14 protein-coding genes and 1 tRNA gene are annotated in these 16035 nt (G+C 62.2%); 4 read left to right on the forward strand and 11 right to left on the reverse strand.

Translation table 11 applies throughout. The features are described from left to right. Positions 1-9 precede the first annotated feature (9 nt). The 3 genes from YH3_RS28035 to YH3_RS28045 are packed head-to-tail and all read left to right on the forward strand — an operon-like array spanning position 10 to position 3163. Positions 10-1023: a Fe2+-enterobactin ABC transporter substrate-binding protein gene (locus tag YH3_RS28035; protein ID WP_003942170.1), complete on the forward strand. Its 1014-nt coding sequence runs from the start codon at positions 10-12 to the stop codon at positions 1021-1023. Beyond that, positions 1020-2321 carry an enterobactin transporter EntS gene (gene entS, locus YH3_RS28040; protein ID WP_007735127.1) on the forward strand — a complete coding sequence of 434 codons (1302 nt, stop codon included), beginning with the start codon at positions 1020-1022 and terminating at the stop codon, positions 2319-2321. The genes YH3_RS28035 and entS overlap by 4 nt, the downstream gene beginning before the upstream one ends. Next, positions 2318-3163, forward strand: coding sequence for a siderophore-interacting protein (locus YH3_RS28045; RefSeq protein ID WP_030535573.1), 846 nt, complete (start codon positions 2318-2320; stop codon positions 3161-3163). The genes entS and YH3_RS28045 overlap by 4 nt, the downstream gene beginning before the upstream one ends. Here the strand turns inward: YH3_RS28045 and YH3_RS28050 are convergent. Further along, positions 3112-4560: an MFS transporter gene (locus tag YH3_RS28050; protein WP_064444516.1), complete on the reverse strand. Its 1449-nt coding sequence runs from the start codon at positions 4558-4560 to the stop codon at positions 3112-3114. The genes YH3_RS28045 and YH3_RS28050 overlap by 52 nt on opposite strands. Before the next feature lie 522 nt (positions 4561-5082). Here YH3_RS28050 and YH3_RS28055 point away from each other — a divergent pair. After that, positions 5083-5493, forward strand: a complete 411-nt coding sequence (locus YH3_RS28055) for a hypothetical protein (protein WP_064444517.1) — start codon at positions 5083-5085, stop codon at positions 5491-5493. Between the two features lie 87 nt (positions 5494-5580). On the opposite strand, the gene YH3_RS28060 is transcribed toward YH3_RS28055, so the two are convergent. The 10 genes from YH3_RS28060 to nuoL form a co-directional block, all read right to left on the reverse strand. Beyond that, positions 5581-7206, reverse strand: coding sequence for a hypothetical protein (locus YH3_RS28060; protein WP_058038847.1), 1626 nt, complete (start codon positions 7204-7206; stop codon positions 5581-5583). After that, positions 7203-7994 carry an ABC transporter ATP-binding protein gene (locus YH3_RS28065; RefSeq protein ID WP_051649609.1) on the reverse strand — a complete coding sequence of 264 codons (792 nt, stop codon included), beginning with the start codon at positions 7992-7994 and terminating at the stop codon, positions 7203-7205. The genes YH3_RS28060 and YH3_RS28065 overlap by 4 nt, the downstream gene beginning before the upstream one ends. 120 nt (positions 7995-8114) lie before the next feature. Continuing rightward, a tRNA-Cys gene (locus YH3_RS28070) sits at positions 8115-8185 on the reverse strand. A gap of 104 nt (positions 8186-8289) precedes the next feature. Then, positions 8290-8916, reverse strand: a complete 627-nt coding sequence (locus tag YH3_RS28075) for a trans-aconitate 2-methyltransferase (protein WP_003942244.1) — start codon at positions 8914-8916, stop codon at positions 8290-8292. Positions 8917-8936: 20 nt separating this feature from the next. Beyond that, a complete protein-coding gene (locus YH3_RS28080; protein WP_050655780.1) occupies positions 8937-9653 on the reverse strand; it encodes a hypothetical protein in 717 nt (238 codons plus the stop codon). Continuing rightward, positions 9650-10234 carry an RNA polymerase sigma factor gene (locus YH3_RS28085; RefSeq protein ID WP_064444518.1) on the reverse strand — a complete coding sequence of 195 codons (585 nt, stop codon included), beginning with the start codon at positions 10232-10234 and terminating at the stop codon, positions 9650-9652. The genes YH3_RS28080 and YH3_RS28085 overlap by 4 nt, the downstream gene beginning before the upstream one ends. 30 nt (positions 10235-10264) lie before the next feature. Then, the gene (locus YH3_RS28090; protein WP_047271434.1) at positions 10265-10948 is read right to left on the reverse strand and encodes a lysoplasmalogenase; all 684 of its coding nucleotides are present in this window, start codon (positions 10946-10948) and stop codon (positions 10265-10267) included. 4 nt (positions 10949-10952) lie between these two features. Further along, complete coding sequence (gene nuoN / locus YH3_RS28095; RefSeq protein ID WP_064444519.1) at positions 10953-12548, reverse strand: NADH-quinone oxidoreductase subunit NuoN; 1596 nt, start codon at positions 12546-12548, stop codon at positions 10953-10955. Then, positions 12545-14149, reverse strand: a complete 1605-nt coding sequence (locus YH3_RS28100) for an NADH-quinone oxidoreductase subunit M (protein ID WP_064444520.1) — start codon at positions 14147-14149, stop codon at positions 12545-12547. The genes nuoN and YH3_RS28100 overlap by 4 nt, the downstream gene beginning before the upstream one ends. Further along, a complete protein-coding gene (nuoL, locus tag YH3_RS28105; RefSeq protein WP_030535567.1) occupies positions 14143-16035 on the reverse strand; it encodes an NADH-quinone oxidoreductase subunit L in 1893 nt (630 codons plus the stop codon). The genes YH3_RS28100 and nuoL overlap by 7 nt, the downstream gene beginning before the upstream one ends.

Genomic DNA, 16035 nt, shown 5'->3' on the forward strand with positions numbered 1-16035 from the left:
AGCTCAATGATGAAGTCCACACCGCCCCTCGCGATACGGAGTTGGCGACGATTCGTCGCCATCGCAGGGTTGCTGATCGTCGCACTCGTGGCGATGATCGGTTGCAGTAGCGATTCGAACGACGAACCGACCAAGGCTGCAGAGCCCACGACCCGCGTGATCGAGACCGAGAAGGGCTCGGTCACCGTGCCCGCGTCGGCGGAGCGCATCGTGGTTCTGAGCGGCGGTCTCGCCGGATACCTGTACGCCCTGGACGCACCGGTGGTTGCCACCGATACCCGCGTCCTCGGTGTCACGAACCTCGACGGTGGATTCCCGCCGGCTTGGGCGGACGCCGCAAAGGCGCAGGGCACCAAGGAATTGCCGGCCGGCGAGCAGCTCAACATCGAAGCCGTCGCGGCGGCTGAGCCCGACCTGATCATCGGCGGTGGCCAGGGAATCACCTCTGTTCAGTCCGAGGAACTCTACGATCAGCTCACTGCTATCGCACCCACCGTCTTGGTCCCCAAGACGGTCGCCGCGTGGGACAAGCAGCTCGAAATCGTCGCCGACGCGGCGGGCCGTTCCGACCAGGTTCCGGCGCTGATGAGCGCATACGAGGACAAGGTCAAAGAGGTCAAGGGCAAGATCAAGGTTCCCGAGGGCAACGTCGTCTACTTCCTCTCGGTCTCGAGCAACAAGCCGTACCTCGTTCCGCCGACGGCCGCGCTGCCCGCGATGCTCGCCGAGCTCGGTTTCAAGGCCGACGACGTCATGGCCAAGGCCGGCAACCCGCAGCTCTTCGGCTCGGGTGACTCGTTCGAGGTCAGCCCGGAACTGCTCTCGCAGGTCGCCGATGCTCCTGTCGCCTTTGTGATTCCGGTGTCCGGTCGCCCGATGGCCGAACTTGCCACCGATCCGCTTTACTCGCAGTTGCCGTCCTTCAAGGCAGGCACGACGTTCGAGCTCCCCGCCAGCAGCTACCGTCCTGACTACGACGGCGCAATGGCTACCCTCGACCTGATCGGCCAGACCTTCGCATGACTCGATTCGGTGGGCTGGTGATCGATGTTTCACCCTTGCGGACCAGCCGTCCCTTCAGGTACGCCTTTTCCGCACGATTGATCTCGCTGCTCGGGATCGGACTGCTCGTCGTAGCCGTCCCCGCGCAGACGTACCAGCTCACCGGCTCGACCTTGCAGGTTGCCGGAGTGTCCACGGCGATGGCCATCGCCATGTTCTTCGGCAGCCTGTTCGGCGGCGTGCTCGCTGACCGTTACGATCGGCGACGCACCATCCAGTTGGCCCGCAGTGCTGCGGGTCTCGGCTTTGTCATTCTCGGGTGCAACGCGCTCTTGCCACACCCGTCGATGTGGGTCATCTACGTCGCGGCAGCTGTCGACGGCTTGGCCGGCGGTGTCAGCAGCTCGGCCTTGATGGCTTTGATGCCGACGTTGTTGCCGCGCAACAAGATGGCTGCGGCCGGCGCTTTGGTAGCGCTGACCACCGACATCGGGACGATGATCTCGCCGGCAATCGCCGGCGTGATCATCGCCTCCGGCGGCATTCCCGCGACATACTTTGTTGCTGCGGTGGCCACCGCAGCAACTGTCACGTTGTTCCAAGCCATCGGCCCTTCCCCTGCACCGGGCACGAATCACGAAAGCCCGATGCGCGCGCTGGTGACCGGCGTGAAATTCGCCGGCACGCACACAGTCATTCGCGGCATCCTGATCAGCGGTCTGTTGGTCATGTTCGTCAGCGGGCCGATGGTGTTGCTGCCTGCCTTCGTCGACCAGGTTCTCGGCGGCGGACCCACCATGCTCGGTCTGCTCTACGGCGCCCCCGCTGTCGGCGCTGTGGTCGGTTCCCTCACCAGCGGTTGGACCGGACGAGTCCACCGCAACGGCGCCGCGATGTTGATCTCTGTTGCGCTGATGCCTCTCGGCCTGGTGGTACTGGGTGCGTCGGGAGCAGCGATTGTCGCGTTCCTGGGCCTGGCCGGATTCGGCCTCGGCCGCGCACTCAACGACATTCTGAGATTTGCAGTCCTTCAACAGAACACGCCGGACGAATTGCGCGGACGCGTGTCCAGTCTGTGGATGGTGCAAGCCGTCACGGGTACGGCGATCGGTTCGATGGCAGCCGGGTTCCTCGGGCAGTGGCTCGAGCCTGGCGCCGCGCTACTGGTCTTGGGGCTCGCCGGTGTGACACTGGGCCTGGTGCTCCTGGCAGCATTGGGTTCGGTGCGCCGGGTAACTTCGGAGATCAACGAAGTCGATCTCTCCGAAAACACTGTGCCGGTGGGGAATGCTCCGCCGGAAAAGGAAGGTAGTTCATGAACCGAGGAGACCACCTCGCGACCATCGCCGAAGTTCTGGCGGGAACCACCGGCGCAAAAGTGCCGTACCCCATCGGCATTCGCGAACTCGAAGTTGTTCGCAGCGAAATGGTCGGGACCGGACTGTTGCGTCTGACCTTGGGTGGACCGGAGTTGGCGGGCTTCGAATCGCACGCTCCCGACGAGCATGTTCGCCTGGTCTACCCGGATGCAGACGGAACTTTACGTCTACCCGAACGCGACGGATTCAGCCTGAAGTGGCCTCGTCCATTGCCGATCTCGCGTGAGTACACCGTCCGTCGATACGACGCCGAGGCGGGGGAGCTGGACCTCGACTTCGCGCTCCACGAAGGTGGGTACGCCTCTGATTGGGCTCAGGCGGCGACCGTCGGCACTCGGGTGCACGTGGCAGGTCCGCCCGGTGGCGTCGTGGTTCCGTGGACGTACGACCGCTATCTGCTGGCCGGTGACATCACCGCCCTTCCTGCCATTGCTCGTTGGCTCGAGATGATGCCCGCTGCTGCCGCCGGGTGGGTGTTCGTCGAGATCACCGACCCTTCACAGGAAATCGAACTCACTGTTCCGGAAGGCGTCGAGGTGCGATGGCTGCACCGCGGTGACGTCCCAGCCGGTCACTCGGATCTGCTCGAGCAGGCAGTACGGACGGTCACCGTGCCCGAAGGTGAGCGCCTCTACGCCTGGATCTCCGGTGAGGCCACCAGTCTCAAGCCGATTCGCAGATTCGTGCGCGACGAACTCGGCCTGAGTTCGGGCGACTACCTGATCACGGGCTACTGGAAGCGCGGAGTCGCAGACTTCGACGAGGACGACGACGACCACTGAACATCGGTTGACGCCGGTTTCGGCATCGTCACCGCGACAACGAGTCCGACAATCGCAACGATTGCCGCCACTCCGAAAGCCGTGGCGAATGCCGAGTGCTGGGGAAGGCCGCCGGATGAAGTCGCGCTCGCGATGATCCCGGCGGCAATTTGGGTTCCCACAGCAGAACCCAGCGATCTGGCGATCGTGACTATTGCCGTCGTGACACCTACGCGGTCTGCCGGTGCGCTGTCGGCGGAGATGACGAACACTGCCGTCGACGCGGCGGCAACGCCGGTACCCGCAAGGATCAGCACCACAACGATCTGCCACATCGTGGTTGCAAAGACCCCGACGGCGCCGCTCAGGCCGAGGAAGGCAACTCCCGCTACCGCAATGGCTTTCGTGCCGACCCGTTGTGCGAGCTTTCCGGAAATCACCGACGCGATCACCGCTGCGCCGTAACCGATGCACAGCAGGATTCCGATGGCACTTGTCGATGCACCGCGGCCGAATCCGCTCTCTGCCGGCACGGCGAGTTGTTGCGGAAGTAGATAGACAACAGCGCCGTAGGTGAACCCGAAAACCACGCCGACGACCACGGCGCTCCACATCGAACGATGCCGCATCATCGTCAGGTCGACCATCGGCTCGGTTGTCCGGCTCTGATACCTGGCCCAGATCGTGAACACGGCAGCGGAAGCGAGAACCAGCAGCATCGACGTCGGTGCGCCCCACCCGTTGCTCGACGCGCTCGCAAGCCACGCCGTCAGCGTCAACAACCCCAGAGCCAATCCGCCCGCTCCCGGCCAATCGAGTCGGCCGCCGACGTTCGACATGTGATCTCGTGGTGTGCTCACGGCAAAAGCGATTGCGCCGAGCAAAACGAACGCGGTCGGAACTGCATACATCGCGCTGCGTGAGACGTTTTCCGCGACGGGTCCCGCCAGCACGACTCCCAGAGCGCCGCCGGCCACTACGACAGCCCCGAGCAAACCCGTGGCCGTCTTCAGTCGGTCCGAGGACAAAGTGCGTCGTAGGACCACGAAGCTCACGGGAAGCAACCCGAGCCCGAATCCCTGGAGAAATTGGCCGAGGACGAACAGCGGGAAGATCGTTGCGAGAGCGGACACGCTGCCGCCCAGGACAACGATTGTCGTGATAGCGAGCAAGGTGGGGCGGGCGCCGTACACGTCGGCTATTCGCCCGGCCATCGGCGTGACGAGGACAGTGCTCAACGTCAGAGCGACGGATGCGAGCGCTCCGACGTCGGCCGTCACTCCGAAGTCTCTCTGTATCAGGGGGAGTGCGGGGACGATGATGCTTTCGAGCGCGGCCACGGCAGCGATCAGCAGGGTCAGGCTTGCGATAGTTGCTACCGGTCGCGGCTGATTGCCGGAGACGCTCTCTGTGGTCATCGTGCTCTCTTTCGATCGGGGAGTGAGGAGCTTATGGACGCGACGAAACGCCGCCCCTCCAAGAGCCCGGAAGGGTTGTGGCACTGGATATATCGGGCTGTGAAGTAGACCGTCTCGTTATTTCGTTACGCGTACCGTTATTGTGGAGAAATGTAATGCGATTCAGCGCACAAAGCAAGAGTCGGATGGGGTGGAAATGGTGCCATGTATCGCCAGATCGCAACGGGCAGACTTTTGCTGCTACCGTCGGTTGGTGTCAGGCGATGTGACGATGGGGCTCATTTCTCGATGAGCGTGACGCTGGTCACCAAAATGCTTCTCCGAGCAGGGAGTTCATCTGCCGGACACATCCAAGGTCCCCGTTTGAATGCCGGGTTTGTTAGCTTTCTGCCTGTGACGCGACGTCACGGAAAGTTCACGAATCACGGAGGATCATCATGGGTTCTATTTCAACGATCATCGGAATCTTCGAGCTCTACAAGCTTCTCGAGCCGCTGCTGAGCTCGCTGAGCTGATTCAGGTGTGATTTCGCTGTTGAGCCGGGGCGCCGAGGGACTCGGCTCGACAGCGGATCTCGAGGATCCGGCGCGATCAGGACCCGTGGAACGGATGTCGGCACCGGCAGAATTCCATCGCTCCGGTGTAGTGGTCCATCACCAGGATTTCTGCACACCGAGCGGGCTGCGGTGCGAACCTGAGGCAGCGCTCGATCCACCCACGCTCCAGCGAAGGGGCGGGGTGCGCGCAGTTCCCGCATCGGCCGGGACGTTCGGCGACACGTACGGAACCGTAGTGCTCCGGGGGCATGCCAAACATCTTGGTGGTGCGATGTTTCCAGGGCAATGGTTCGGCTCGAGCGGAAGCTATGTCACGAAAGCCCGGCGGCGATATGCGAGGACCGAACCCGTTGAGCTGCGCTACCTGGCTCCCTGATAATCCGATTGCCCAGACTGAGTTTTTTGGTGCAAGTTGCGGCTACTGCGCTGACGCCCAGAAATTCTCGGACTATCTGGGCAACGATCATGCGGTGGTAACCGCGAACAGAATCCGATCCGGCTCGCGTTGCATACGGGTGATCGCGACGCGGCCTCCGATCCAAGCACCAAGTGCACCAATCGCAACAGCGACAGGGATGGCGAAATAGTTCACCGGGTTCGGTAGCAGCGCTCCTAGTAGCACGCCGGGCGCCGTTGTCGCGGCGAAGATGACGATGGCGAGGATGATCAGTCCGAAGGACGAGCCATTGAAGGATCCACGGGTGTTGAGGGAGAACGACTTCTTCATCTCCGGGACCGGGTAGGGGGCTTTGGCGGATATCGCTACTGCCAGTCCTGCACCGACTCCCATCATCGAAATGCCGACGGCGAGCGGCACGGCCAGTCGGTCGGTCCCGAGGTCCCCGAAGATCCGTACAGCAGCTGTTGCGACGACCACGAAGGGTGTCGTCACGATCGCCCACGCGATTTGTCGGCCCCGGACGTCAGCGGCAGCGGCTTCGGGGATCATCACCAGATGCCAGATCGATGCGCCGTCGAATCCGTACAGATTCGATCCGGCTGCCATTGCCAGGTAGATCAGGAACCAGGCACCCCATGCGGCGGAGAAGGGGATCGATGACGAGATCAGCGGTCCGAAGCCGGAGACCAAGGTCATGATGGCAACGGAGAGCAGTTGTGTTCGTCGGCGCATGTCTCCGTGCCAGAGCGAAAGCTCGCGAGAGATGACGGTGCCCAGTCGGGATGCGCGCCAACCGGTTCGAATGTCGCGGCCCTGGTTCTTCAATTGCACGGAAGTGGCGCCCGCTGATTCTGCGACCTTCCCGTTGAAGTAGCGAACGACCAGGCGTTGCCATGACCACAGCAGTGCGAGATCGACCAGCACCAGGGCGAGGACTGCTCCGGCGGCGAGGAGCCAGGCGCCTCCTGCTGCTGCGTCGACACTGGTGATTCCCCACGCGAACGGGATCGAATGCGCGACCGTGAGCGGCCACGTGACGTCGCCGTCCACGACCGTGCCGAGGCGACTCTGCAGCGGAAATTGCAGCAGATACAGTCCGCCGAAGAACGTGCCGAATGCCAACAGTCCCAGTTCGCGGCTGCGACGACTCCGCAGGAGCTGCGACATCGCCAGCATCGCGACCCGTGAGGTGCCGACAATGAGCAGGACCGTTGCGGGCCAAGCGATAATGGCCAATGGCAGTGCGGCAGGGTGGTGTGTAGCGGCATAAATTGGAATCGCTGCTGCAGCCAACGCGGTAATCGGCACGGTCATACCGACCAGCGACGTCGAGAACAGTGCTCTGGCGAGTCGGACGGGTTCCAGGGGGAGTAGCTGGAAATGTCTGGGGTGAAGATTGTCATCTGACAGACCAGACATGATCGGCATCAAGATCCACATCACGCCGATAGCCGAAAGTGCGAGACTGGTTGTGCCGCTGACGAGATCGGGAGAAACACCGTTCTTTCCCGAAGCTCGTAGGCACAGTAGCGCTGCCCCCAGAACCCCGAACAACGCTGCAATGACCTTGATTACAGCTCTTCCACCGGTGAACTGACGTTTGTAGAGGGTCATGCGCATGCGGAGAACAGTGCGCCACACAGAGACCGACGGGTTCCAGTGTGTCGGTGAAAAGCTGGTGGTGGTCATGCGCGCATCCATGACAGTCCGTCGGGACTGGGACTGCGGCTACCGACCAGGCGAACGAATGCCTCGTCGAGAGTGTTGCCTGCGCGCACCTCGTCGACCGTTCCTGAAGCCACGACGCGACCGTCTGCGATGACTCCGATGTGAGTACACAGTTGTTCGACAAGGGCCATCACGTGACTGGAAAGAATGACCGAGCCACCTGAGTGGACGAACGAGAGCAGAATGCTCCGAATTCCGGCCGAAGAAATGGGGTCGACAGCTTCGAACGGCTCATCCAGTACCAGTAAGCGAGGGCCGTGCAACAAGGCCGAGGCCAACCCGATTTTCTTCGTCATGCCCGCTGAATAATCGGCGATGACCGTTCCACCTGCATCGGCGAGATCGAGCGCGGCCAACAGTTCGTCGCGTCGTGACGCGATGACGTCCTCTGGCATACCGCGCAGTCGCCCGAAATAGGTGAGTAGTTCATGACCGGTGAACTGGGCGGGTAGCGCCAAACCGTCGGGTAGGACGCCGAGCAGACTCTTCGCTGCCACAGGGTCGTTCCACACGTCGTAGCCGTACACCAGGCTGCGACCGTAGTGCGGACGAAGCAATCCGACAGCCATCGACAATGTGGTCGTTTTTCCCGCACCATTCGGCCCAACCAGACCGAACAACGAACCTGAGGGCACCGCAAGAGAAAGGTCGTTCACAGCAACTTTCGCGCCGAACGCCATGCAGAGGTGTTCCACTTGCAAAGCCATCGGTCCGGGAGGTAACTGTCCTGTCTCGGGGAGAGGGTGCATCGATCGAGGGTAACTGTCCGCAGTCCTCTGCGCGGAGGCGGAGCGGAGCGATGCAGGCTGCGTGCACCGAATGTCATTCCTAGGTTGGGGCTGCGACATGAGTCGCTGGTTCGCAAGGGGAGCGGATGGCAGGAGTCGAACCTGCGTGGACGGTTTTGCAGACCGCTGCCTTACCGCTCGGCCACACCCGCATTGATCCAATTATGTTCGTAGTGAACAACAGTCGCCACCATTGTGATCAGGGTGAGTTGATCGCTGTGTGACGGATCGCAGGGACTGCGGGGGAAGTGCCGGGTCAGGCGCGGGAGAACACCGCGACCAGGAATTCGGAATCCTCCTTGAACGGGCGAAGATCCCACGTGGAGAGCAGCAGATCAGCCTCGAGGCCACTCGCGGTCGCGTCGGCGAGAAACTCGGGGAACTCGTAGCCACGGCCGGCACCGAATCCGATGACTACTCGGCCGCTCGGAGCGAGATGACGAGCAAATCCTGACAATACTGCTTGCCTGGTGGACGGCGCGAGAAACGCCACCACATTGCCTGCCGACACGATGACGTCGAAATCCGCCTCGACACCGCGGGCCGGCAGATCGAGTTCGGCGAGATCGCCGACAAGCCACGTCGGTCCGGGGTGGTCTTCTTCTGCGGCAGCGATGAGAACCGGGTCGACATCGACTCCGACAACCACATGCCCGACGTCGTGCAGATAACCGCCGAGTCGGCCAGGCCCGCACCCTGCATCGAGAACCCGGCCACCGCGTCCGAGCATCGCGTCGATCAAACGTGCTTCCCCGACAATGTCCTTGCCGTCCGCTCTCATGGAACGGAAACGCTCGACATATCGTGTGGAATGCGTCGAGTCGGCTGCAGTGATCTCTTCCCACTGGCTGGGGATGCGCTCGTTCGGGGCGTGTGCAGTCATCTTTCGAGGGTACCGACAGCTCACCGGGTGCCGACGACCGTCCCGTCTGCGGCATATCCGACGAGGGTTGGACGAGGGGACGTGAGCGACAGGGGAATCCATCCGTAGAAGCGGTCTTCGGCAAGAATTGTCGGATAGATCTGGCCGTCTGCGGTGTGAAGTTCGGCTCGGACAGCACCTCCCGCTCCTGCGTCGTAGGTCGCCTCGTGCGGACCGGCCTCGTACCCGGCGCCGCCCCCGAATGAATCTGCGCCGTACAAGTCAATTGATCTGCAGCCGTGTCCGAGGCCGATGAATTTCGACGGACCAACCTTGTCGATGTCGGCTGACGCCTCGAAAACCGGGGCGACGCACCTCCAGCCATTGGCGCCGTGGGCGACAAAGACGCTGAACAAGGTTCCGTCAGGTCCGGGAATGGACCCGACCCGCTCGGCGGTGGACGGATCTATTCCGCCGTTGGTTCCCGGCATCGTCTGCCAACCCGAGTACATGTCGGTGAACGCTTTCGGCATCATCCCCGTGGCAGCGGCGCAGCCCACCACCACTGCTGCGCAGATCGCCGCGACGAGAACGATGGCACCGACGCGACGGCGTGGAGCTTTGGTTGCCCCAATGTTGTTTTCGGTAGCCATGATTCGGGTGCGTGCGGCATCTTGGACGTTCTCGGGCCAGAGTTCGGCGGAAACCGTATCGCTCGGCCGCAGCTTCTCGAGCGTGGTGAGCGGATCTTTGGTCATGGGGTACTCCCGTGTTCGGCGGCAGCGCAAGGTCGGGCGGTGTTCATCGGGATTACGGTGTCGGATTCTGAAGTCAACCCGGCGCGCAATCGACGCCGAGCGCGAAACGGACGAACATGCATGGCCGGAACCGAACACCCAGCGACCCGCGCGGCTTCGGTGGCGGTCAACCCGTCCCAGGCAGTCAGGAGCAGGGCTTCACGTTCGGTGACGGTGAGTGTTGCCAGTGCTTCGAGCAGTTCCGTGCGTTCGGTGACAGTGACGTCGGCGCCCGGCGTCGATGCCGCAATCTGCTCGATGCGTCCCATCTTCTCGGTGAGCGCGTCAAGGCGCCGAACGCTGCGACGGTTGTTGTTCACGGTGTTTCGAGCCACCACCAACAGCCACGGCAGTGCATGCTCGGGCACTTCGTCCAAGCGTCGCCAGGCAACGAGGAACGTCTCGGAGACAACCTCCTGCGCGCTGTGATGATCAACGTGGCGACAGGTATACGCGAACACCCGACCGGCGTAGGCGTCCCACAGGGCGGTGAACCGCTCTTCGCCGCTCGGCGGCGGCTGTTCCTCGGATTTCGGGGTCATATGAAGAGATGTCCGGCTGGCTGCTGATCCTTACAGCCTCTGAGCTAATGGACGGTTTGGCGTGTTACTCCGGCCGAGAACTCCCACTGTCAGAAGCAACAGAGCGAGGATGTACAGCGTCATGATCCAGATGCCCGCAGCGGCGGGCTGCCACTTGTTCGCCTGACCGAGCAGGATCAAGGCGTCGGAGACGAGGAAGAGAGCGCCGCCGATACCGGTGATCGTGTTGTACGCCAGTGCGGTTGATGCAGTTCCCACCAGGATTGCGGCGTACACGGGGACGGCAATTCGAAGTTCAGGTTCGAGACCGGGCCAGGTGTACGACACAAGAGCGATTCCAGCGATGGTGTAAGCGCACAGAAACCATGGCCGCCTTCGTATCTCCCGAAGAGCGCCGTGTGAGAGAAAGAATCGGATGAAGCAGAGGTGACCGATCGCGAAGGCTGCCATGCCGATGACAAACGTGGAGTCCCAGATCAGGAACAGGTCTCCGAAAGCACAGGCAATCAGTGCCGCAGCCACAACTCGAGGTCCGCGTCGGGCGACAACCCAGGCAGCCAGAATCGGCGCGAGCATGACCTTGGTGATCCCGTCCCAGGGCGCAGCATCAGCGGCATTGAGGATCAGATGGACAATCGCTACCGCTGAAAACCCGACAAACCATGGCGACCGGATGGTGCTCGGCAGTCCGGCGTCGCAATCAGATTCACCCATCGGCTCAGTGCAGGAAGTCCGCTGCACGCTCGGCGAGGTCGAGCGCCGGCTGGGGGAGTATGCCGAGGATGAGCGTGACACCGGCGCCGAGGCCGATCACACTGCTGGTCAGTGCACTCGGCACCACGACGGTCGGAGCGTCTGCGGCCGATTCGGTGAAGAACATCAACACGATCACTCGCACGTAGAAGTACGCGGCGATCGCGCTGCACAGGACGCCGACGATCACGAGAGGTGCGGCCCCGCCCTCGGCTGCCGCGCTGAACACCGCGAACTTTCCGATGAACCCACTGGTCAACGGGATCCCGGCGAAAGCCAGCAGGAACAGTGCAAAGACAACTCCGACCAATGGTGAGCGCCGGCCCAACCCGGCCCAGCGCGAGAGCGTCGCGACCTCACCGTCTGCGTCCCGAACCAGACTCACGACGGCGAACGCGCCCACGGTGCTGAATCCGTAGGCTAGAAGGTAGAACATCGCCGAGGCCAGGCCGGCGTCCGAATCCGCAACCACAGCGGTCAGAATGAATCCGGTGTGCGCGATGGCCGAATACGCGAGCATCCGCTTCATATCGGATTGCGTCACAGCGACGATCGATCCGACAACCATCGTGAGAATCGCGACCGCCCACATCAGTGGACGCCAGTTCACGTACTCGTTGGGCAGAGCCACATAGAAGACACGAAGGATGGCACCGAATGCGGCGATCTTGGTCGCAGTAGCCATGAAACTGGTGATCGGCGTCGGCGCCCCTTGATAGACGTCGGGAATCCACGAATGGAACGGCACGGCACCGACTTTGAACAGTAATCCCACGGCCACGAGTGCTGTCCCGAGCCACAGGAAGGCGTCGGTACCCGACCCGCTGCGAGCTGCGTCGGCGATACCGGAGAGCGTGACCGTCCCGGCATAGCCGTACAGCAACGCAATTCCGAAAACGAAGAACGCCGACGAAAATGCCCCGAGCAGAAAGTACTTGAGCGCAGCTTCCTGGGAGAGCAGGCGACGTCGGCGTGCCAGACCACACAGGAGATACAGAGGCAGTGAGAACACTTCGAGCGCAACGAACATCGTCAGCAGATCGTTGGACGCGGGAAAGAGGAGCATGCCGCCGACAGCGAAGAGGGTGAGCGGAAAGACCTCGGTCTGGGCGATACCCACCTTCACTGCTTCTTGCTCCGCAACACTTCCGGGGACGCTCGACGCTTGAGGGGTGAAACCGCCGAGCGCGTCGTGTTGCGCGATCACCTCGGCGGTGTTGCCCGAGCCTCGCTCGGCGATCAGCAGTACTGCGGGGATCGACACGAGAAGGATCGTGGCCTGCAGGAAAAGGGTCGGACCGTCGACCGCTACAGAACCCATCATCGCCGTCGACCGCGTGCCGGCGAGCAGAAGCACTGCCACGAATGCGGCCGCCAAGCCTGCGACACCGAGGACGAGTTGCACGGGGTATCGAAAACGCCGGGGTGCAAATGCCTCGATGAGTACGCCCACAACCGCAACACCGAACACGATCAACATTGGCGAGAGCAAGCTGTATTCGACACTGGGTGACGCCGTGCCGGCTGAGCCGAGGACGGTCACGTCGTTGAAGGAACTCATTTGTGGGCACCTCCTTCGTGGTCGGCGACGAGCGGGGTCGGAGCCTCGTCGACGACCGTATGGCTCACTGCAGGAGTGATGACGTCCAAGGCAGGCTTGGGGTAGATGCCGAGAAGCAACAGGAGTGCGATCAGAGGGGCGACCACCACGAGTTCGCGTCGAGCGAGGTCGCGGATCGTTCCCTGCTCTTCCTTCACAGGTCCGCCCATCATGCGCTGGTAGAGCCAGAGTATGTAGATCGCGGACAGGACAAGCGCGGCAGTCGCCGCGATAGCGGCCACGTGGTATCGCGAGTACGTCCCGATCAGCACCAGGAACTCACTGATGAACGGCGCGAGACCCGGCAGCGACAGCGTTGCCAACCCCGCAACGAGGAATGTGCCGGCAAGTACGGGTGCAACTTTCTGGACGCCGCCGTACGCCGCGATCGATCGAGTACCTCGCTGCGAGACGAGGAATCCCGCAATCAAGAACAGAGCCGCAGTGGAGACTCCGTGATTGACCATGTACAGCGCGGAACCCGCCTGGCTCTGGCTGGTCATCGCGAAGATTCCGAGAATGATGAAGCCGAAGTGCGAAATCGACGTGTAGGCGATCAGTCTCATGACGTCTGTTTGCGCGATCGCCAGTATTGCGCCGTAGACGATCCCGATAACGGCGAGCGTGATGATCCACGGTGCAAAGGTCGACGACGACTCCGGGAACAGTTGCAGGCAGTAGCGAATCATCGCGAACGTGCCCACCTTGTCCACGACCGCCATCATCAGCACTGCTGTCGACGGAGTCGATTCCACCGCGGAGTCCGGCAACCAACTGTGCAGCGGCCAGAGCGGTGCTTTCACCGCGAACGCGAACATGAATCCGAGGAACAAGGCGTTGAGCACCCCGGGTCCCACACCGAGTTCACCGCTGTTTGCCGCTGAGGCGATCGCCCGGAAGTCGAAAGTGCCGCTGGCGAAGGGACTCTCGTCGCGCGTGGTGACCACATACAGGCCGATGACTGCAGCGAGCATGACCAGGCCGCCGAGGAGGTTGTAGAGCAGAAACTTCACGGCTGCGCGAGATCTGCCCACTCCGCCGAACCCGCCGATGAGGAAATACATCGGTATCAGCATGGCCTCGAAGAAAATGTAGAACAAGAGAATGTCCAAGGCGCTGAACGAAATCATCACCATGGACTCGACAACAAGGATCAGCGCGAAATAGGTGTGCGGCATTCTCTTGGGTGATGCCGGGTCTGCCGGGACGTCATTCCAGCCCGCGATCAGGAGTAACGGCACCAGCACGGCGGTGAGAAGAACCAGAACGAGTGCGATCCCGTCGAGTCCGAGTGTGTAGCTGGTACCGAAAGCCGGTATCCAGCTGTGGCTTTCGACAAATTGAAATTGTTCGCCGCCGCGGTCGAACGCAACTCCGAGAACGGCGGCGACCACCAGGACTGCCACGGACACAGCCAATGCGAGAGACTTCGCAAATTGGTACGACCGTGCCGGCAGAGCGAGGACTACACCCGCTCCGATGAGCGGAAGCAACCAGAGCACCGTCAGCGCAGGGAAGCCGGTATTGGTCACAGAGTCGCTCACCGCCGCTTCGATCACCACAGTGTCACCGCCATCATTGTCGCGACCACGAGTGTTGCTCCGACAAACATCACCAGCGCGTACGAGCGAACAAACCCGGTCTGTAGCTTCCGCGTGAGCGCGGACAGCCCGGTGACGACCACCGCAAAGCTGCCCACGACGCCGCCTATTCCCTTGGTGTCGAACACTTCCAACGACTTGGTGAGTTGTTGTCCGGGCTTCATGAACACCGTTTCGTTGAAGGCGTCACCGTACAGATCGCGGCGAGCCGCACCGGTCAACGGTGAAACCGGAGTAGGTGCCACAAGTGGAATCTCCCGGGTGGCGTACTCGCGATACGCAATCGCGACGCCGGCGGCAACTGCGAGCAGCGCCAGCGCGGTGATCGACCATGCGGGTATCGGCGGTTCGACGTGATGTGAGCCGACAACCGGTTCGAGCCAGTTCTGCAAGCTGGACCCGATGGTCAGGAGCATCCCGGCGCCGACGGACCCCACCGCCAGGATGATCATCGGAGACGTCATCACTGCCGGAGATTCGTGAGGTTTCTGGTTCTCCCAGCGGGCCTTCCCGAAGAAGGTCATCAGCATCACGCGGCTCATGTAGAAGGCAGTGAGGGCCGCACCCAACAGGGTGACGATGCCCAGCACAACACCCTTGACGCCACCCTCGCCGATCGCAACCTCGATGATCTTGTCCTTGGAGAAGAACCCGGCAAACGGCGGAACACCGATGATGGCAAGGTATCCGAGCCCGAACGTGACAAAAGTCAGTGGCATGAACGCTCGGAGCCCGCCGTAGCGCCGCATGTCGGTTTCGTCGTTCATCGCGTGCATCACCGAACCCGCGCCGAGGAACAGGCCTGCCTTGAAGAATCCGTGGGTGATCAGATGAAGGATTGCGAAGGCGTATCCAGCTGGTCCGAGGCCCGCCGCCAGGACCATGTATCCGATCTGACTCATGGTCGATGCGGCGAGCGCTTTCTTGATGTCGTCCTTCGCGCAGCCGATGATCGCACCGAACAGCAGCGTCACGGCACCGACGATGACAACCACGAGTTGAGCGTCGGGTGCGAGATCGAAGATCGGATTGGAGCGCACGATCAGGTAGACGCCGGCCGTGACCATCGTGGCCGCGTGAATCAGCGCCGAGACGGGGGTGGGGCCCTCCATCGCGTCGCCGAGCCACGACTGCAGTGGCACCTGCGCCGACTTCGCGCATGCAGCGAGGAGGAGCATCAGGCCGAGCGCCGTCAGGACACCTTCGCTTGCACCAGACGCGTCGGCGAAGACGCTGCTGAACGAGAGCGAGCCGAACGTGCTGAACATCAACATCATCGCGATCATCAATCCGATGTCGCCCACCCGATTGACGACAAAAGCCTTCTTGGCAGCGGTCGCCGCCGACGGCTTGTGCTGCCAGAAACCGATCAGCAGGTACGACGCCAAACCGACGCCTTCCCAGCCGACGTAGAGCCCGAGGAAGTTGTCGGCGAGCACGAGGAGCAGCATCGCAGCGAGGAAGAGATTGAGGTAGGCGAAGAACTTACGACGCTCGGGGTCGTGCGCCATGTAGCCGACCGAGTAGATGTGGATCAGCGAACCTACACCGGTGATGAGCAGGACGAAACACATCGACAGTTGATCAAGCTGCAGTCCGAACTCGACCTGAAGACTGTCGACCGGGACCCAACTGAACAGGTGCTCGGTGACGGTGCGGTCGGCGGTGTCGCGGCCGAGCATGGCGATGAAAAACACCACTGCGACGACAAACGACGCGAGTGCCATGACGCAGGCGAACAGGTGGCCCCACGCGTTCGTGCGACGACCCGCCAGCAACAGGACAGCGGCGCCGCACAGGGGCAGGGCGGGGAGCAACCAGATGGCGGACGTGATTCCTCCTGACAT

Source organism: Rhodococcus sp. YH3-3 (genome assembly GCF_001653035.1).
In the GTDB taxonomy this organism is placed as follows: domain Bacteria; phylum Actinomycetota; class Actinomycetes; order Mycobacteriales; family Mycobacteriaceae; genus Rhodococcus_F; species Rhodococcus_F qingshengii.

Coding starts and splice junctions, on each gene's coding strand:
- YH3_RS28065 (WP_051649609.1), bottom strand. CDS start 7,994: ATGCACCCTCTCCCCGAGACAGGACAGTTACCTCCCGGACCGATGGCT.
- YH3_RS28045 (WP_030535573.1), top strand. CDS start 2,318: ATGAACCGAGGAGACCACCTCGCGACCATCGCCGAAGTTCTGGCGGGA.
- nuoL (WP_030535567.1), bottom strand. CDS start 16,035: ATGTCAGGAGGAATCACGTCCGCCATCTGGTTGCTCCCCGCCCTGCCC.
- YH3_RS28080 (WP_050655780.1), bottom strand. CDS start 9,653: ATGACCAAAGATCCGCTCACCACGCTCGAGAAGCTGCGGCCGAGCGAT.
- entS (WP_007735127.1), top strand. CDS start 1,020: ATGACTCGATTCGGTGGGCTGGTGATCGATGTTTCACCCTTGCGGACC.
- YH3_RS28090 (WP_047271434.1), bottom strand. CDS start 10,948: ATGGGTGAATCTGATTGCGACGCCGGACTGCCGAGCACCATCCGGTCG.
- nuoN (WP_064444519.1), bottom strand. CDS start 12,548: ATGAGTTCCTTCAACGACGTGACCGTCCTCGGCTCAGCCGGCACGGCG.
- YH3_RS28035 (WP_003942170.1), top strand. CDS start 10: ATGAAGTCCACACCGCCCCTCGCGATACGGAGTTGGCGACGATTCGTC.
- YH3_RS28050 (WP_064444516.1), bottom strand. CDS start 4,560: ATGACCACAGAGAGCGTCTCCGGCAATCAGCCGCGACCGGTAGCAACT.
- YH3_RS28075 (WP_003942244.1), bottom strand. CDS start 8,916: ATGACTGCACACGCCCCGAACGAGCGCATCCCCAGCCAGTGGGAAGAG.
- YH3_RS28060 (WP_058038847.1), bottom strand. CDS start 7,206: ATGACCACCACCAGCTTTTCACCGACACACTGGAACCCGTCGGTCTCT.
- YH3_RS28085 (WP_064444518.1), bottom strand. CDS start 10,234: ATGACCCCGAAATCCGAGGAACAGCCGCCGCCGAGCGGCGAAGAGCGG.